The organism is Cupriavidus malaysiensis, assembly GCF_001854325.1.
Taxonomy (GTDB): Bacteria; Pseudomonadota; Gammaproteobacteria; order Burkholderiales; family Burkholderiaceae; genus Cupriavidus; species Cupriavidus malaysiensis.
Genome location: NZ_CP017754.1, coordinates 140,037 through 155,385, shown reverse-complemented (window position 1 = coordinate 155,385; position 15,349 = coordinate 140,037). Strand labels below are relative to the sequence as shown.

Here is a 15,349-nt window from a genome sequence, read left to right as displayed (position 1 = left end):
CCGGTCTGTCGGCGTAAAGTCCCTGTGCTAGACTCCATGCGCATTCCCGACCGCTCGGTCGGTGAATAGCGCGCTGCGCATCCGGGGTAAGACGCGCAGGACGGGAAAATCGGGACGGAAACAATCGTTCCCTGCTGTAGCCGGCTGCCAGCGATGCGGCCGGTTCGAGAAGAAAGAAGGCGTCCGCCCGGCCGGAGCCGGACGGGCGCCTTTCCGTTTGCAGCAAACGAAGGAGACACGATGAAATTCAAGCGCGCCAGCTTGCTGGCCATGGCTGCGGCCGCACTGTTCGCCGGCGCGGCGAGCGCCCAGGTCAAGATCGGTGTCACGGTGTCGGCCACCGGGCCGGCTGCCTCGCTCGGCATTCCCGAGAAGAACACCATCTCGCTGCTGCCCAAGGAGATCGCCGGCAAGAAGGTCGAGTACATCGTGCTGGACGATGCTTCCGACACCACCACCGCGGTCAAGAACACGCGCAAGCTGATCAGCGAGGACAAGGTCGACGCCGTGATCGGCTCGACGGTCACGCCCAACGCGCTGGCGATGGTGGACATCGTGGCCGAGAACGATACGCCGATGATCACGCTGGCGGCCTCGGCGCGCATCATCGAGCCGATGGATGCCAAGCGCAAGTGGGCGTTCAAGACGCCGCAGAACGATTCGCACATGGCGACGGCCATCGCCGAGCACATGACCAACCACAACGTGAAGACGGTGGCTTTCATCGGCTTCGCGGACGCCTACGGCGACAGCTGGGCCGACGAGTTCGGCAAGGTGGCCGGCATGCGCAAGATCAAGGTGGTGGCCAACGAGCGCTTCGCCCGTACCGATACCTCGGTGACGGGGCAGGTGCTGAAGATGATGGCGGCCAACCCCGACGCGGTGCTGATCGCCGGCTCCGGCACGCCCGCGGCCCTGCCTGCCAAGACGCTCAAGGAACGCGGCTGGAAGGGCAAGATCTACCAGACCCACGGTGTCGCCAACGCCGACTTCCTGCGTGTCTGCGGCAAGGATTGCGAAGGCACCTTCCTGCCTGCCGGCCCGCTGCTGGTGGCCGAGCAACTGCCCGACAGCAACGCGGTGAAGAAGCCCGCGATGACCTACAAGACGGCTTACGAGAAGGCCTTCGGCGGACAGGTGTCGACTTTCGGCGGACACGCCTGGGATGCCGGCCTGCTGCTGCAACGGGCCATTCCCATCGCGCTGAAGAGCGGCGCGCAGCCGGGCACGGTCGAGTTCCGCAAGGCGTTGCGCGATGCCATGGAGCAGACCAAGGAGCTGGCCATCTCGCACGGCATCATGAACATGAGCCCGACCGACCACCTTGGCCTCGACCAGCGTGCGCGCGTGATGGTGCAGATCGTCAACGGAGCGTGGAAGCTGCAGGCCAACTAGCGACGACGGCCGGCCGCCGGACCCGGGCTGGCGGACAGGAGGCGCATGGACAGACCATGCGCCTTTTTTTTCCGCATGGTCGCGCCGGCGCGGCACGCCGCAGGGCGGGGAAGCCCTGCTTGACACCATCGCCTGCCTGCACAATGCTTAACGTGTTAATTAAATCATCGGCAAGATCGGCGATGATGGTGTTGCGCCGCGCTCGAGCATGCTGCCCGGTGTGATGGGTGCGGCCGGGACAGGGTACAGGATGCCGGCAGGCACGCTTTTGCCGCGCTGCGCCATGCTAGGGTTGCTCTGGATTTCCGCTATACGTAAGTCGTTTACTATTGTGTAATCCCTTGCGCACACGTCGCACACGCAAGGGCGGCCCATCACGGGTCAGGCCCTCCCGGGCCGTCCCGACCTGTCCGCCCCCTCCGAAGCAGGCAGGCATTTCAACGATACGGGGAGACAATGGACCTCTCGATTGCCGCCATCCTGGCGCAGGACGGGATCACCTCGGGCGCGATCTACGCGCTGCTGGCGCTGGCGCTGGTGCTGGTGTTCTCGGTGACCCGCGTCATCTTCATCCCGCAAGGGGAATTCGTTGCCTACGGGGCGCTGACACTGGCCGCGATCCAGGCCGGCCAGGCGCCGCAGACGAGCTGGCTGGTGCTCGTCATGGGTGTGCTGACCTTCCTCTACGAGTGCGCCACCGTCCTGCGCAGCGCCGAACTGCGGCGCACCGCCGGCCGCCGCCTTGCCGTGCTGGCCGGCAAGTACCTGCTGTTCCCGCTGGCCGTGCACCTGCTGGCGCAGCGCTTGGGCGCCACGCCGATGCCGATGGCGGCGCAGATCGCGCTGACCTTGCTGATCGTGATCCCGATCGGCCCGATGCTGTATCGCCTGGCCTACCAGCCGCTGGCCGAAGCCAGCACGCTGGTGCTGCTGATCGTCTCGGTCGGCGTGCACTTCGCCATGGTCGGCCTGGGCCTGGTGATGTTCGGCGCCGAGGGGTCGCGCACCACGGCATTCTCCGATGCCAACTGGAACCTGGGCGGCCTGGCGGTATCGGGCCAGAGCTTGTGGGTGGTGGGCATGTCGGCGGTACTGATCGCAGCCCTGTACTTCTATTTCGAGCGCACCATTCCCGGCAAGGCGCTGCGCGCCACCGCGGTGAACCGGCTGGGCGCGCGCCTGGTTGGCATCGGCACCACGCAGGCCGGCCGGCTCTCGTTCACGCTGGCGGCGGCCATGGGCGCGCTGTGCGGCATCCTGATCGCGCCGCTGACCACGGTCTACTACGAGTCGGGCTTCCTGATCGGGCTCAAGGGCTTCGTGGGTGCGATCGTGGGCGGCCTGGCAAGCTATCCGGTGGCCGCCGCCGGTGCGCTGCTGGTGGGGCTGCTGGAGTCGTACTCCTCGTTCTGGGCGAGCGCCTTCAAGGAGGTCATCGTCTTCACCCTGATCATTCCGGTGCTGCTGTGGCGCTCGCTCAACAGCAAACCTGTCGAGGAAGAGGAATAAGCGATGACGATGCTGACCGACAAGCAGCAGGCCGTGGCGGGCAGCCGCGGCGGGCTGACCCGCAACCGTGTGCTGACGCTCCTCTTCGCGCTGTGCCTGCTGCTGCTGCCGGCGCTGCCGACGCCGGAGTACTGGATCACGCTGGGCAACTACATCGGGCTCTACAGCATCGTGGCCATCGGCCTGGTGCTGCTGACAGGGGTCGGCGGCATGACCTCGTTCGGCCAGGCCGCCTTCGTCGGCCTGGGGGCCTACGGCACGGCCTACCTGAGTACGCAGGTGGGCCTGTCGCCGTGGCTGGGCCTGCTGGCCGGCCTGCTGGTCACCATGGCCTGTGCCTATGTGATCGGGCTGATCACCATGCGCATGTCCGGCCACTACCTGCCGCTGGCGACCATTGCCTGGGGCCTGTCGCTGTTCTTCCTGTTCGGCAACCTGGACTTTCTCGGCAAGTACGACGGCCTCAACGGCATTCCCGTGCTGAGCCTGTTCGGCATCGAGCTGGGCTCGGGCCGCGCGATGTTCTACCTGATCTGGGCGGTGGTGCTGCTGGCCGTGCTGGCCGTGCAGAACCTGCTCAACTCGCGTCCTGGCCGCGCCATCCGCGCGCTCAAGGGCGGCGGCGTGATGGCCGAGGCGATGGGGGTCAACACCGCGTGGATGAAGGTGGTGATCTTCGTGGTGGCGGCGATGCTGGCCTGCGTCTCCGGCTTCCTCTACGCGCACCTGCAGCGCGCGGTGAACCCCACGCCGTTCGGGCTGAACTACGGCATCGAGTACCTGTTCATGGCGGTGGTCGGCGGCGTCGGCCACGTCTGGGGCGCGGTGCTCGGCGCCGGCGTCCTGACCATCCTGAAGGATGTGCTGCAGGGCGTGCTGCCCAAGCTGCTGGGCGCTAACGGCAACTTCGAGATCATCGTCTTCGGCGTGCTGCTGGTCCTGCTGCTGCAGCATGCGCGCGAAGGCATCTGGCCTTTCCTGAAGAAGCTGTTCCCGGCCGCGCCGCCGGTGGTCGCGCCCGAGCACGCGCCGGCCCTGGCGGTACGGCCGAAGCCGGCGGCCGGCGAGCTGCTGCTCGACGTGCGCGCCGCGCGCAAGGAGTTTGGCGGGCTGGTGGCCGTCAACGATGTCAGCTTCCAGGTGCGGGCCGGCGAGATCATCGGCCTGATCGGCCCGAACGGCGCCGGCAAGTCGACCACCTTCAACCTGGTGACGGGCGTGCTGCCGGTCACGCGCGGCGAGGTGCGCTACCGTGGCGAGGTGATATCGAGCCTGCCCTCGCGCGAGATCGTCAAGCGCGGTATCGGCCGCACCTTCCAGCACGTGCACCTGCTGCCGACCATGACGGTGCTGGAGAACGTGGCCATCGGCGCTCACCTGCGCGGCGATTTCCGTGCGCAGGGGGGCGTGTCGGCGGCGGTGCTGCGGCTCAACCGCGCCGAGGAGGAGAAGCTGCTGTTCGAGGCCGCGCGCCAGCTCGAGCGCGTGGGCCTGGCCGACTGCATGTACATGGAGGCGGGCAGCCTCGCGCTCGGCCAGCAGCGCATCCTGGAGATCGCGCGCGCGCTGTGCTGCGATCCGGCGCTGCTGCTGCTCGACGAGCCGGCCGCGGGCCTGCGCTACAAGGAGAAGCAGGCGCTGGCGGCCTTGCTGAAGAAGCTCAAGGGCGAGGGCATGAGCGTGCTGCTGGTCGAGCACGACATGGACTTCGTGATGAACCTGACGGACCGGCTGGTGGTGATGGAATTCGGCACGCGCATTGCCGAAGGCGTGCCGGAGGCGGTGCAGAAGGATCCGGCAGTGCTGGAAGCCTACCTGGGCGGCGTGGAATGACGGGGGAGCGGAAATGAGCCTGATCCTGGAAGTGAAGGACCTGCATGTGCGCTACGGCAAGGTCGAGGCGGTGCACGGCGCCAACCTGAAGGTGGAAGCGGGCCGCATCGTCACCGTGATCGGTCCGAACGGCGCCGGCAAGTCGACCATGCTGAACGCCATCATGGGGGCGCTGCCGTCGACCGGTTCGGCCACCGGCGAGGTGCGCTACCTGGGCCACGACATGGCCGGCATCCCGGTCGAGGGGCGCGTCTCGCGCGGCATGTGCCTGGTGCCGGAGAAGCGCGAGTTGTTCGCCACCATGAGCGTGGAGGACAACCTGCTGCTGGGCGCCTACCGGCGCAAGCGCGCGGGCGAGAAGAACTTCCTCGACCAGAAGGAGGTGGTCTACGAACTGTTCCCGCGCCTGAAGGAGCGCGCGAAGCAGGAAGCCGGCACGCTGTCCGGCGGCGAGCGGCAGATGCTGGCGGTAGGACGCGCCTTGATGGCCAAGCCCAGCTTGCTGATGCTGGACGAACCCAGCCTCGGGCTGGCGCCGCTGATCGTCAAGGAGATCTTCCATATCATCAGCGATCTGCGCCGCACTGGCGTGGCCACGCTGCTGATCGAGCAGAATGCGCGTGCCGCGCTGCAGGTGGCCGACTACGCCTACGTGATCGAGACCGGCGACATGTCGATGGAAGGACCGGCAGCGGAACTGGCCGCCAATCCGCGTGTGATCGAAACCTACCTGGGGCTGGCCAAGAAGGCGGCATAGCACTCCGGGGAGTGCTTGCACCGCGCCTTGAATGCGCTTGATGAATAACGGCACGCATTGCGTGCCGTTATTCATTTGTCGGGCGGATAGCTTTGCCCTGGTGAGGCGTCTCTTGGGCGCGATGGGATCGCACAATACCGGATAGCGGCATCCGTGGCGCTGTGCATATGCCTCCCACCCGGGAAGCCACGGAGTTCAGCGGTTGAGCGTTGCAATCAACGGCAGTTTATTTGCATGAAGAATTGCACAGTTGTTTTTTGCAATTCATTCATCTGTCACGTGCATAAACTGTCCGGCATCGAGAACATCGGGATCCCGTCCCGCAATCTCCAGCAGCCAGGCGCGGAAATGCTCCAGCGCCGGATGGCTGCGCCCGCGCGGCGCGCACAGGTAATAGCCGCGTTGCAGGCGGATCGGCAGGTCGAATGGCACGGCCACGCTGCCGGATGCGATCTCGTCGCGCACCAGACAGCGCTGCAGCACGGCCAGCCCCATATCGGCCTTGACCGCCTGCACCAGGATCGACACCTGGTCGAAGCCGGTGGACAGGCGAGGCGCAGCGTCGGGTACGCCTGCCGCCCGCAGCCAGTTCTGCCAGTTTGCCGGCGCTGTGGTGTGGTGCAGCAGCGGCTCGTCCTGCAGTTCCGCGGGATGGCGCCAGCGGCCTTCGGCGCTGCGCAGGGCGGCTCGGCTGGGGTGGCAGATCGGCACCATCTCGCTGCCGATCACGTAGTCGGCCTGCCATTGCGGCCACTGTCCGGCGGTGCCGGCGAGGATGGCGGCGTCAGGGGCCGGGCCGGAGAAGTCCTCCTTGCGGCGATAGGGCACGAAGTCCAGCACGATGTCGGGGTGGCGCCGGTGGAAATCGGGCAGCCGCGGCACCAGCCAGACGCTGGCCAGGGTCGGCACGGCGGACAGGGTCAGGGCGTGGCGCCGGTCGCCGGCGAGGAGGGCGGTGCTGGCGCTCTCGATTGCCGCCAGCGGTCCCGCGACCGCTTCGAGCAATTGCCGGCCGCTTGCCGTCAGCACGATGCGATGGGCGTTGCGCTGCAGCAGGGGCTGGCCGAAATGGTCCTCCAGGCGCGCGATGGCACGGCTGATGGCGCCCTGTGTCACGCACAGCTGCTCTGCCGCGCGGGTAAAGCTGCCCAGCTTCGCCGCCGCGGCGAAGGCGTGCAGTTCCGACATCGAGGGCGAGCGAATCCGCATGGGGCAGGGGAGGGGGGCGAGGATGCCCGTTGGTAATGCAAGCGTGCAATATAGTCGTTTGTGCCAGGCCGGTAAACTGCCGACACTGGCCGGCTCAATCAGGGAAAAGCCAAGGAGATATCCCATGAACCGAGCCTGTGCGCCACGCCGGCGATTCGTCCTGTCCTGCTTTGCCGTTGCGGCTGTCGCGGCCGCCGCACTGCCCGCGGCTTCCGCGCTGGCGCAGGACAAGTATCCGAGCCGCCCCATCAAGTTGGTGGTACCGTTCGCCGCTGGCGGGTCGACGGACCTGATCGCACGCCTGGTCTCGGAGTATGCCGGCCGTGAGCTGGGCCAGTCGGTGGTGGTGGAGAACAAGGGGGGCGCGGGAGGCTCGCTCGGCATGGAGCAGGTCGCCCGGTCGGCGCCGGACGGCTACACCATCGGCATGGCGACGGTCAGCACCCATGGCTCGAATCCGGCGGTATTCCCCAAGCTGAGCTACGACCCGATCAAGGACTTCGCGCCGATCACCAATGTCGTGGCCATCCCCAGCGTGTTCGCCGTGCATCCGAGCGTGCCTGCCAAGACCATGCAGGAGTTCATCGCACTGGCCAAGGCCAACCCGGGCAAGTACAGCTTCGCTTCCCCGGGGGCGGGTTCGCTCGGGCACGTCAACATCGAGAACTTCATGATGCTGGCGAAGATCGACCTGCTGCACGTGCCGTACAAGGGAGCGGGCCTGGCCCTGAACGATGCGGTGGCGGGGCAGGTGAGCGCCATCACCGACAATCTGTCGTCGACGCTGCCACACGTGAAATCCGGCCGCCTGCGCGCGCTGGCGGTACTGGGCGCGGCGCGCTCACCGCTGCTGCCGAACGTGCCGACCTATGCGGAGCTGGGCTTCAAGGATATGGGCGACGGCGGCTGGTTCGGCATCGTGGCACCGGCCGGTACGCCCCCCGCGATCGTCGCCAGGCTGAACGCGGCCATCCACAAGGGGATGCAGAATCCGGACTTCAAGCGCCGTGTGGAGGAGTCGGGCGGCACGCTGATCCCGAACTCGCCGGAGCAGTTCAGGGCGCAGATGCAGCAGGCGATGGCGCGCTATGCGCGTGTGGCCAAGGCCGCCAATATCAAGCTGGACTGAGCATGACGGCATCGTTCGACAAGCCGGCGGCGCCGGCACCGTTTCTCCTGTGGCAGGCGGAAGAGGGGGAGGGCGTGCCGCTGGTGTGCGATTCACCGCACAGCGGGACCTTCTACCCGGCCGATTTCGGTTCGGTGCTGCCGCCGCAGCGACTGCGCGGCGGCGAGGATACCCACGTCGAGGCCTTGTGGGAGCATGTGCCGCGCGTCGGCGGCACGCTGCTCGCGGCGACGTTCCCGCGCGTCTACATCGACCCCAACCGGACGCTGGAGGATCTCGATCCGGAACTGCTTGAAGGGGCGTGGCCGGAGCCGCTTGCGCCGGGAGAGAAGACACGCCTGGGCTATGGCCTGGTGTGGAGCCGGATGGACTCGTCCACGCCGATCTATGCGCGCAAGCTCGGCGTGGATGAGGTCCGGCAACGGATCGACCGTTACTACCGGCCCTACCATGCCGCACTGGGGGAGGCCGTCGAGGCGGCCCATCGACGCTTCGGAGCGGTCTGGCACCTGAACCTGCATTCGATGCCGAACAATGCCTACGAGCGCTTGAAGATCCAGAGCCCGCATCCGCTGGCGGACTTCGTGCTGGGCGATCGCGACGGCAGCACCTGCGAGCCTGGCATCGTGGACCTGGTCGAGACGGTGCTGCGCGGCATGGGATACACGGTGGCGCGCAATGATCCCTACAAGGGCGTGCAGTTGATCGCGCGCATCGGCCGGCCGGCAGAGCGCCGCAACAGTCTGCAGATCGAGATCCGCCGCCCGCTCTACATGGACGAGGTGAGCCGCGAGCGCAACGGCGGCTTCGCCAAGCTGCAGCGTGACCTGGGCCTGCTGACCGAGGAGATCGCGCACTACCTGCGCAGGCAGCTCTGAGCGGGGCAAGCCGTTGTTCCACGTGAAACACTGGCCGGGCATTCCATGCCCGGCTTTTTTGTGTCCGGATTCGATGTTTCACGTGGAACACAGTCGAGGTGCCGACCGCTTCGCATTGACGATGTTTCACGTGAAACACTCGCCGGCTGAAAAGGCCGCGTAGTCGAATGCCGCTATAATTCGACATCCCGTTTTCCCTCGCGACCTCCTGGAGGAGGTGTCCCCATGCTTTACCCGAAAGAGTTCGACGTTATCGTCGTCGGCGGTGGCCATGCCGGCACCGAGGCGGCGCTTGCCGCAGCCCGTATGGGCTGCCAGACCCTGCTGCTGACCCATAACATCGAGACCTTGGGGCAGATGAGCTGCAATCCGTCCATTGGCGGCATCGGCAAGGGGCATCTGGTCAAGGAAGTCGATGCCATGGGTGGGGCGATGGCCGCCGCCACCGACGAGGCCGGCATCCAGTTCCGCATTCTCAACTCCAGCAAGGGACCGGCCGTGCGCGCCACGCGTGCCCAGGCTGACCGCGTGCTGTATCGCAAGGCGATCCGCACCCGGCTGGAGAACCAGCCGAACCTGATGCTGTTCCAGCAGGCGGTCGACGACCTGATGGTGGAGGGTGACCGCGTGGTCGGGGCGATGACCCAGGTCGGCATCGCTTTCCGCGCCCGCGCCGTGGTGCTGACTGCGGGTACCTTCCTGGACGGCAAGATCCACGTCGGCCTGGATAATTACACTGGCGGACGCGCCGGCGATCCCGCCGCGGTATCGCTGTCGGCACGCCTCAAGGAGCTGAAGCTGCCGCAGGGCCGCCTGAAGACCGGCACACCGCCCCGGATCGACGGCCGCACCATCGATTTCACGGTCATGGAAGAGCAGCCGGGCGATCTTGATCCCGTGCCGGTGTTCTCCTTCCTGGGCCGCCCTGAACAGCATCCGCAACAGCTGCCGTGCTGGATCACCCATACCAACGGACTGACCCACGACATCATCCGTGGCGGCCTCGACCGCTCGCCGATGTACACGGGCGTCATCGAAGGAGTGGGGCCGCGCTATTGCCCCTCCATCGAGGACAAGATCCATCGCTTCGCCAGCAAGGAGAGCCACCAGATCTTCCTCGAGCCGGAAGGGCTGACCACGAACGAGTTCTATCCGAATGGCATCTCGACCAGCCTGCCATTCGACGTGCAGCTGGAACTGGTGCACTCGATCCGTGGCCTGGAAAGCGCACATATCCTGCGCCCCGGCTATGCCATCGAGTACGACTACTTCGACCCGCGCGCGCTGAAGGCTTCGCTGGAGAGCAAGGCGATCGAAGGCCTGTTCTTCGCCGGCCAGATCAATGGCACCACCGGCTACGAAGAAGCCGCGGCTCAGGGCCTGCTGGCAGGCATCAATGCCGGCTGCTTCGCGCGCGAGCGGGATCCGTGGACGCCGCGGCGCGATCAGGCCTACCTCGGCGTGCTGGTGGACGATCTGATCACGCGCGGCGTGACCGAGCCCTACCGCATGTTCACCAGCCGTGCCGAGTTCCGCCTGAGCCTGCGCGAGGACAACGCCGATATGCGCCTGACCGAAGCCGGCCGGGAGCTTGGTGTGGTTGACGACGTGCGTTGGGATGCGTTCAACCGCAAGCGCGACGCTGTTTCACGTGAAACAGAAAGGCTCAAGAGCACCTGGGTCAACCCGGCGCTGCTACCGCCCGAGGACGCTGTGCCGCTGCTGGGCAAGGCCATCGAGCGTGAATACAGCCTGGCCGATCTGCTGCGCCGTCCCGGTGTCAGCTATGAAGCGCTGATGGCGCTGCAGGGCGGGCGCCATGCAGCCGAGGCTCCGCTCGATGCCGAGCCGATGATCGCGGACCAGATCCGTGAGCAGATCGAGATCGGCATCAAGTACCACGGTTACATCGCCCGCCAGGCGGCCGAGGTGGACAAGCTCGGTGCCAATGAGGCAACCCGGCTGCCACCGGACTTCGACTACACCGAAGTCCGCGGCCTGGGCTTCGAAGTCAGCCAGAAACTCAACCAGCATCGCCCGGAAACGCTGGGCCAGGCTTCGCGTATCTCTGGCGTCACACCTGCTGCGATCTCGCTGCTGCTGGTTCACCTGAAGAAGAAGGGCATGGGACGCAAGGCCGGCCAGCCCGCCCAGGCCGGCACGGGCCAGCCTCCGCAAGAGGCGGCCTGAGTGACGGCGCCGAAATCCTTCGCCGGCGCGGACGACACCGCGCTGCGCCGCCGGCTCGAAGCCGGCCTGTCCGCCATCGGCCTGGCGCTTGCGCCAGGACAAGTGGATACCTTGCTCGCCTATCTGGCGCTGCTGCGCAAGTGGAACGGGGTCTACAACCTGACCGCCATCCGCCATCCCGACGAGATGCTGAGCCATCACCTGCTGGATTCGCTGGCAGCGGTGCCGGCGCTGGCCGAGGCCGCGCGCGCAGCCGCCGTGACGCCTCCGGCACGGGGCAGGGTGCTGGACGTCGGTTCGGGCGGTGGCATGCCGGGCCTGCCGCTGGCTATCTCCTGTCCGGACCTGTCGGTGCTGATGGTCGATATCGTGCAGAAGAAGACCGCCTTCCTGACCCAGTGCCGGGCGCAGCTCGGCCTGTCGAATGCCGGTGCGCACTGGGGGCCGGTGGAAAAACTGGACGATGCCCAGGGCTTCGCCGTGATCACTTCGCGTGCTTTTGCCGAGCTGGTCGATTTCGTCACCCTGTCGGGCCACCTGCTGGCGCCGGGCGGCAAGCTGGTCGCGATGAAGGGCGTCTACCCGCACGCTGAACTGGAACGGATGGAGGCGGCCGGCCTGATGGCCGACTGGCAACTGGACGCCGTGCCGCGCCTGGCTGTTCCCGAACTGGACGCCGAACGGCACCTGGTGGTGCTGTCGCGCCGCTGAACCCATGCCGGAGAGGGCACGGCCACCTGGCGCCGCCCGTTCCGGCCTATCGAATGACAAGCAGGAGCCTCTGAAGCATATGGCCAAGGTATTCGTGATCGCAAACCAGAAGGGCGGGGTGGGCAAGACCACCACCACGGTGAACCTCGCCGCCGGCCTGGCCGCCCAGGATCAGCGCGTGCTGCTGGTCGACCTCGATCCGCAGGGCAACGCCTCGATGGGCTCGGGCATCGACAAGCAGTCGCTGGAGCACAGCGTCTACCAGGTGCTGGTCGGCCTGGCCACGATTCCACAGGCGCGCCAGCGTTCGGAGTCCGGCAAGTACGATGTGCTGCCCGCCAACCGCGAGCTGGCGGGTGCCGAGGTGGAGCTGGTCGAGCTGGAACAGCGCGAACGCCGGCTCAAGCAGGCCATCGCCGAGGTCGATGCCGATTATGACTTCGTGCTGATCGACTGCCCGCCCTCGCTGTCGCTGCTGACCCTCAATGGACTTTGCGCAGCGCATGGCGTGATCGTGCCGATGCAATGCGAGTACTTCGCGCTCGAGGGCCTGTCGGATCTGGTCAATACCATCAAGCAGGTCCACGCCAACCTGAACCGCGACCTCAAGGTGATCGGTCTGCTGCGCGTCATGTTCGATCCCCGTGTCACGCTGCAGCAGCAGGTATCGGCGCAGCTGGAGGCGCACTTCGGCGACAAGGTGTTCAAGACCGTGATCCCGCGCAATGTGCGCCTTGCCGAGGCACCGTCGTACGGCATGCCGGGCGTTGCTTTCGATGCCTCGTCCAAGGGCGCGAAAGCCTATCTCGACTTCGGCGCGGAGATGATCGCCCGCGTCAAGCAGCTTGGCTGAGTACATTTGCATACATTGATGGCTGGACAGGCGTGGCGTCCGCCGCGCGCAGCAAGGAAGCGAGCATGAGTACCGTAAAGAAGAAGGGACTGGGCCGTGGCCTCGAGGCGTTGCTGGGCGGCCCTGCCGAAATCGTCGAGACGGCCAGGCAGGAGGGCGCGCCGCAGGTGCTGCGGCTGGACCAGCTGCAGCCCGGCAAGTACCAGCCGCGCACACGCATGGACGAGGGCGCGCTGCAGGAGCTGGCGGCGAGCATCCGCGCCCAGGGCCTGATGCAGCCGATCCTGGTGCGCCGCGTGGCCGAGCCCGATCGCTACGAGATCATCGCCGGTGAGCGGCGCTTCCGCGCCTCCAAGCTGGCGGGCCTGGACAAGGTACCGGTGCTGGTGAAGGAGGTGGCCGACGAAGTCGCGGCCGCGATGGCGCTGATCGAGAACATCCAGCGCGAAGACCTGAACCCGCTGGAGGAGGCGCAGGGCATCATGCGCCTGATCCGCGAATTCCGCTTCACCCACGAGCAGGCCGCCGAAGCGGTGGGCCGCTCGCGCAGCGCGGTCTCCAACCTGCTGCGCCTGCTCAATCTCGCCCAGCCGGTGCAGACCATGCTGATGGCCGGGGATCTCGACATGGGCCACGCGCGCGCGCTGCTGGCCGTGGACGGCGCCACCCAGATCACACTGGCGAATCAGGTCGTCAACAAGCGGCTGTCGGTGCGCGAGACCGAGAAGCTGGTTGCCGCCGCACTGAAACCGGTCGAGCTGACATCGCTGAAGCACCGTGCCGGTGCAGGCGGGCGCGATGTGGCCCGTCTCGAAGAAGAACTCTCGGATGCGCTCGGCCTGCCGGTGCAGATCAAGCTCAATACACGTGGCAAGGGCCAGTTGACCGTGCGCTTCACCAGCAACGACGCGCTGGATGAAGTGCTGGTGCGCCTGCGTGGCGCGGTCGGCGACCAGCGCGTCGCCTGAGTCCGGTCCGTCCTGAAGGGACGGCGCCATGCAGCGGCCGCATCGCAATCGGTGCGATTACCCCGCACATCGTTGTCGCGCCGCCGTTTCCGCCCCATGCTGAAGGCAAAGGCGTGGCGCGGCTGCCGCGCCGATCTCGCAAGGCAAATGTAAGCAGATTGACTCGAATCGGGGAATCCCCTTAAAATCGTGCGGTTTGAATTCTGGTCGGACCGAAAAGTTCCGGCCTGGAACGAGGCAGGCAGGGTAGTGGCTCGAGACCGTCAGCAGCAACACCGGCAAGGCCCGGATACCGATCACGCGACAGGTCCGCAAGCGGACGCGGTGCATCGGGAAGACAAGGCCCGCAGGGCAGACTGGACGGACGAGGCGGAGACAGAGGACGACATCGTCGAACCGCTGTCGCATGCCGACGCGGTGAACCTCTTCGGCGAGCGCGCGCTACGCGCATCGCGCATGACACCTGGCAAGGTGGTACTGGTCCAGGTGGTGGTGACCCTGTTGTCGGCAGCGGCGTGGGGCTGGTTCGGCCGGCCCGGTGCGGCATCGGCCTGGTCGGCCTGGTTCGGCGGCATGGTGTGCTTCGTGCCGAGCGGCTTCTTCGCGCTGCGCCTGTGGATGATGCGCGCGCGTCCGTCGATCAGTGGTCTGGTCGTTGGCGAAGCGATCAAGGTGTTCGGCACCGCCGCACTGTTCGTGCTGGTGGTAGTGCTGTACCACGATCTGCGCTGGGTGCCGATGCTTGTCACGTTCCTGCTTGCACTCAAGTCCTATTGGGTGGCGCTGGCCATACGCTAGTGCGCTGCCCGGGGCGACCGGGGCCGGAAGCGGCGCCTTGCTCCGAAATGGGGCGCGCAGGTGGATTTTCAAGGGTTGCAGTGCGCGCGTCATCACGGTGACGCGGGGCACGGATAGGTTAACAGGGTCTTGCACGCGGTGACCGGCCACTGGGCCGAAGGCGGAGCAAGAAACATACCGGGCGCAGGCAGAGCGCCGCGCCGGTGCGGCAGATTTCTCAATATACCGTTCGTTCGACATGTCTGAAGCCATCCCGGGCGCGGAACACGCGCTGACACCCTCCGGCTATATCGCCGAACACTTGCAGAACCTGAACTCCATCGGCGGCAAGCAAGCCTCCGTGGTCGACTTCAGCGTTCTCAACTATGACACGATCTTCTGGTCGGTGCTGTGCGGCCTGATCGCCGTCGGCTTCCTGATGATCGCCGCGCGCCGCGTTACCGCCGGCGTGCCGGGCCGCTTCCAGGCCTTCGTCGAGATGATCGTCGAGATGGTCGACGACCAGGCCAAGGGCATCATCCACGGCGACCGTTCCTGGATCGCCCCGCTGGCCCTGATGGTGTTCTGCTGGATCACCATCATGAACGCGGTCGACCTGATCCCGGTCGACTGGGTCACCGGCCTCAACAGCTTCCTCGGCATCTTCCACCTGCACCTGCCGCACCACCGCGCGGTCGCCACGGCCGACCTGAACGGCACGCTGGGCATGTCGTTCTCGGTGCTGATCCTGATGATCTACTACAGCTTCAAGATCAAGGGCGCGGGCGGCTTCATGCACGAGCTGTTCTCGGCCCCGTTCGGCGCCAAGTGGTACCTGGCCCCGTTCAACCTGGTCCTCAACATCATCGAGTTCCTGGCCAAGGCCGTCTCGCTCGGCATGCGGTTGTTCGGCAACATGTACGCCGGCGAACTGGTGTTCCTGCTGATCGCACTGCTGGGTTCGATGTGGACCTTCGGCGCCGACCTGAGCGCGCTGGGCTTCGTCGGCCATGTGCTGGCGGGTGCCGTGTGGGCGATCTTCCACATCCTGATCGTGCTGCTGCAAGCCTTCATTTTCATGATGCTGACGCTGGTGTACATCGGCCAGGCACACGATCACCACTGATTTCCGGTTTTTGG

Annotated in this window: 13 protein-coding genes; 12 read left to right on the top strand and 1 reads right to left on the bottom strand. The window is 66.4% G+C overall.

Annotated features, from left to right (window positions below; translation table 11 throughout):
- The first annotated feature begins 240 nt into the window (after positions 1 to 240).
- From BKK80_RS00715 to BKK80_RS00700, 4 genes are all read left to right on the top strand, one after another.
- Positions 241 to 1,395, top strand: coding sequence for an ABC transporter substrate-binding protein (locus BKK80_RS00715; protein WP_071010420.1), 1,155 nt, complete (start codon positions 241 to 243; stop codon positions 1,393 to 1,395).
- Positions 1,396 to 1,851: 456 nt separating this feature from the next.
- Positions 1,852 to 2,904 (top strand): branched-chain amino acid ABC transporter permease, encoded by a 1,053-nt coding sequence (locus BKK80_RS00710; protein WP_071010419.1) that lies wholly within the window; start codon positions 1,852 to 1,854, stop codon positions 2,902 to 2,904.
- Between the two features lie 3 nt (positions 2,905 to 2,907).
- Positions 2,908 to 4,737 carry a branched-chain amino acid ABC transporter ATP-binding protein/permease gene (locus tag BKK80_RS00705; RefSeq protein ID WP_071010417.1) on the top strand — a complete coding sequence of 610 codons (1,830 nt, stop codon included), beginning with the start codon at positions 2,908 to 2,910 and terminating at the stop codon, positions 4,735 to 4,737.
- Positions 4,738 to 4,750: 13 nt separating this feature from the next.
- Positions 4,751 to 5,494, top strand: coding sequence for an ABC transporter ATP-binding protein (locus BKK80_RS00700; protein WP_071010415.1), 744 nt, complete (start codon positions 4,751 to 4,753; stop codon positions 5,492 to 5,494).
- Positions 5,495 to 5,758: 264 nt separating this feature from the next.
- Here the strand turns inward: BKK80_RS00700 and BKK80_RS00695 are convergent, their stop codons facing one another.
- Positions 5,759 to 6,703: a LysR substrate-binding domain-containing protein gene (locus BKK80_RS00695; protein WP_071010414.1), complete on the bottom strand. Its 945-nt coding sequence runs from the start codon at positions 6,701 to 6,703 to the stop codon at positions 5,759 to 5,761.
- Positions 6,704 to 6,827: 124 nt separating this feature from the next.
- Here BKK80_RS00695 and BKK80_RS00690 point away from each other — a divergent pair, with 124 nt between their 5' ends.
- The 8 genes from BKK80_RS00690 to atpB all read left to right on the top strand — a co-directional run bounded on the left by BKK80_RS00690 (position 6,828) and on the right by atpB (position 15,335).
- Entirely contained in the window at positions 6,828 to 7,832 is a 1,005-nt protein-coding gene (locus BKK80_RS00690; RefSeq protein WP_071037742.1) for a tripartite tricarboxylate transporter substrate binding protein BugE, read from the top strand.
- Positions 7,833 to 7,834: 2 nt separating this feature from the next.
- On the top strand, positions 7,835 to 8,710 hold the full coding sequence (locus tag BKK80_RS00685) for an N-formylglutamate amidohydrolase (protein ID WP_071037743.1): 876 nt from the start codon (positions 7,835 to 7,837) through the stop codon (positions 8,708 to 8,710).
- Between the two features lie 225 nt (positions 8,711 to 8,935).
- Positions 8,936 to 10,900, top strand: coding sequence for a tRNA uridine-5-carboxymethylaminomethyl(34) synthesis enzyme MnmG (mnmG, locus tag BKK80_RS00680; protein WP_071037744.1), 1,965 nt, complete (start codon positions 8,936 to 8,938; stop codon positions 10,898 to 10,900).
- The gene (gene rsmG / locus BKK80_RS00675; protein WP_071010406.1) at positions 10,901 to 11,611 is read left to right on the top strand and encodes a 16S rRNA (guanine(527)-N(7))-methyltransferase RsmG; all 711 of its coding nucleotides are present in this window, start codon (positions 10,901 to 10,903) and stop codon (positions 11,609 to 11,611) included.
- 79 nt (positions 11,612 to 11,690) lie between these two features.
- Positions 11,691 to 12,464, top strand: coding sequence for a ParA family protein (locus BKK80_RS00670; RefSeq protein ID WP_071010405.1), 774 nt, complete (start codon positions 11,691 to 11,693; stop codon positions 12,462 to 12,464).
- Positions 12,465 to 12,529: 65 nt separating this feature from the next.
- Positions 12,530 to 13,432, top strand: coding sequence for a ParB/RepB/Spo0J family partition protein (locus BKK80_RS00665; RefSeq protein WP_071010403.1), 903 nt, complete (start codon positions 12,530 to 12,532; stop codon positions 13,430 to 13,432).
- 324 nt (positions 13,433 to 13,756) lie between these two features.
- Positions 13,757 to 14,230, top strand: a complete 474-nt coding sequence (locus BKK80_RS00660; protein ID WP_071010401.1) for an ATP synthase subunit I — start codon at positions 13,757 to 13,759, stop codon at positions 14,228 to 14,230.
- A 238-nt stretch (positions 14,231 to 14,468) separates the two neighbouring features.
- Positions 14,469 to 15,335 (top strand): F0F1 ATP synthase subunit A, encoded by an 867-nt coding sequence (gene atpB, locus BKK80_RS00655; protein WP_071010400.1) that lies wholly within the window; start codon positions 14,469 to 14,471, stop codon positions 15,333 to 15,335.
- Positions 15,336 to 15,349: the final 14 nt, after the last annotated feature.

What these genes read in the sequence shown, in the direction of transcription:
- BKK80_RS00715 (WP_071010420.1), top strand. Translation starts at nt 241, where the DNA reads ATGAAATTCAAGCGCGCCAGCTTGCTGGCCATGGCTGCGGCCGCACTG.
- BKK80_RS00710 (WP_071010419.1), top strand. Translation starts at nt 1,852, where the DNA reads ATGGACCTCTCGATTGCCGCCATCCTGGCGCAGGACGGGATCACCTCG.
- BKK80_RS00705 (WP_071010417.1), top strand. Translation starts at nt 2,908, where the DNA reads ATGACGATGCTGACCGACAAGCAGCAGGCCGTGGCGGGCAGCCGCGGC.
- BKK80_RS00700 (WP_071010415.1), top strand. Translation starts at nt 4,751, where the DNA reads ATGAGCCTGATCCTGGAAGTGAAGGACCTGCATGTGCGCTACGGCAAG.
- BKK80_RS00695 (WP_071010414.1), bottom strand. Translation starts at nt 6,703, where the DNA reads ATGCGGATTCGCTCGCCCTCGATGTCGGAACTGCACGCCTTCGCCGCG.
- BKK80_RS00690 (WP_071037742.1), top strand. Translation starts at nt 6,828, where the DNA reads ATGAACCGAGCCTGTGCGCCACGCCGGCGATTCGTCCTGTCCTGCTTT.
- BKK80_RS00685 (WP_071037743.1), top strand. Translation starts at nt 7,835, where the DNA reads ATGACGGCATCGTTCGACAAGCCGGCGGCGCCGGCACCGTTTCTCCTG.
- mnmG (WP_071037744.1), top strand. Translation starts at nt 8,936, where the DNA reads ATGCTTTACCCGAAAGAGTTCGACGTTATCGTCGTCGGCGGTGGCCAT.
- BKK80_RS00670 (WP_071010405.1), top strand. Translation starts at nt 11,691, where the DNA reads ATGGCCAAGGTATTCGTGATCGCAAACCAGAAGGGCGGGGTGGGCAAG.
- BKK80_RS00665 (WP_071010403.1), top strand. Translation starts at nt 12,530, where the DNA reads ATGAGTACCGTAAAGAAGAAGGGACTGGGCCGTGGCCTCGAGGCGTTG.
- atpB (WP_071010400.1), top strand. Translation starts at nt 14,469, where the DNA reads ATGTCTGAAGCCATCCCGGGCGCGGAACACGCGCTGACACCCTCCGGC.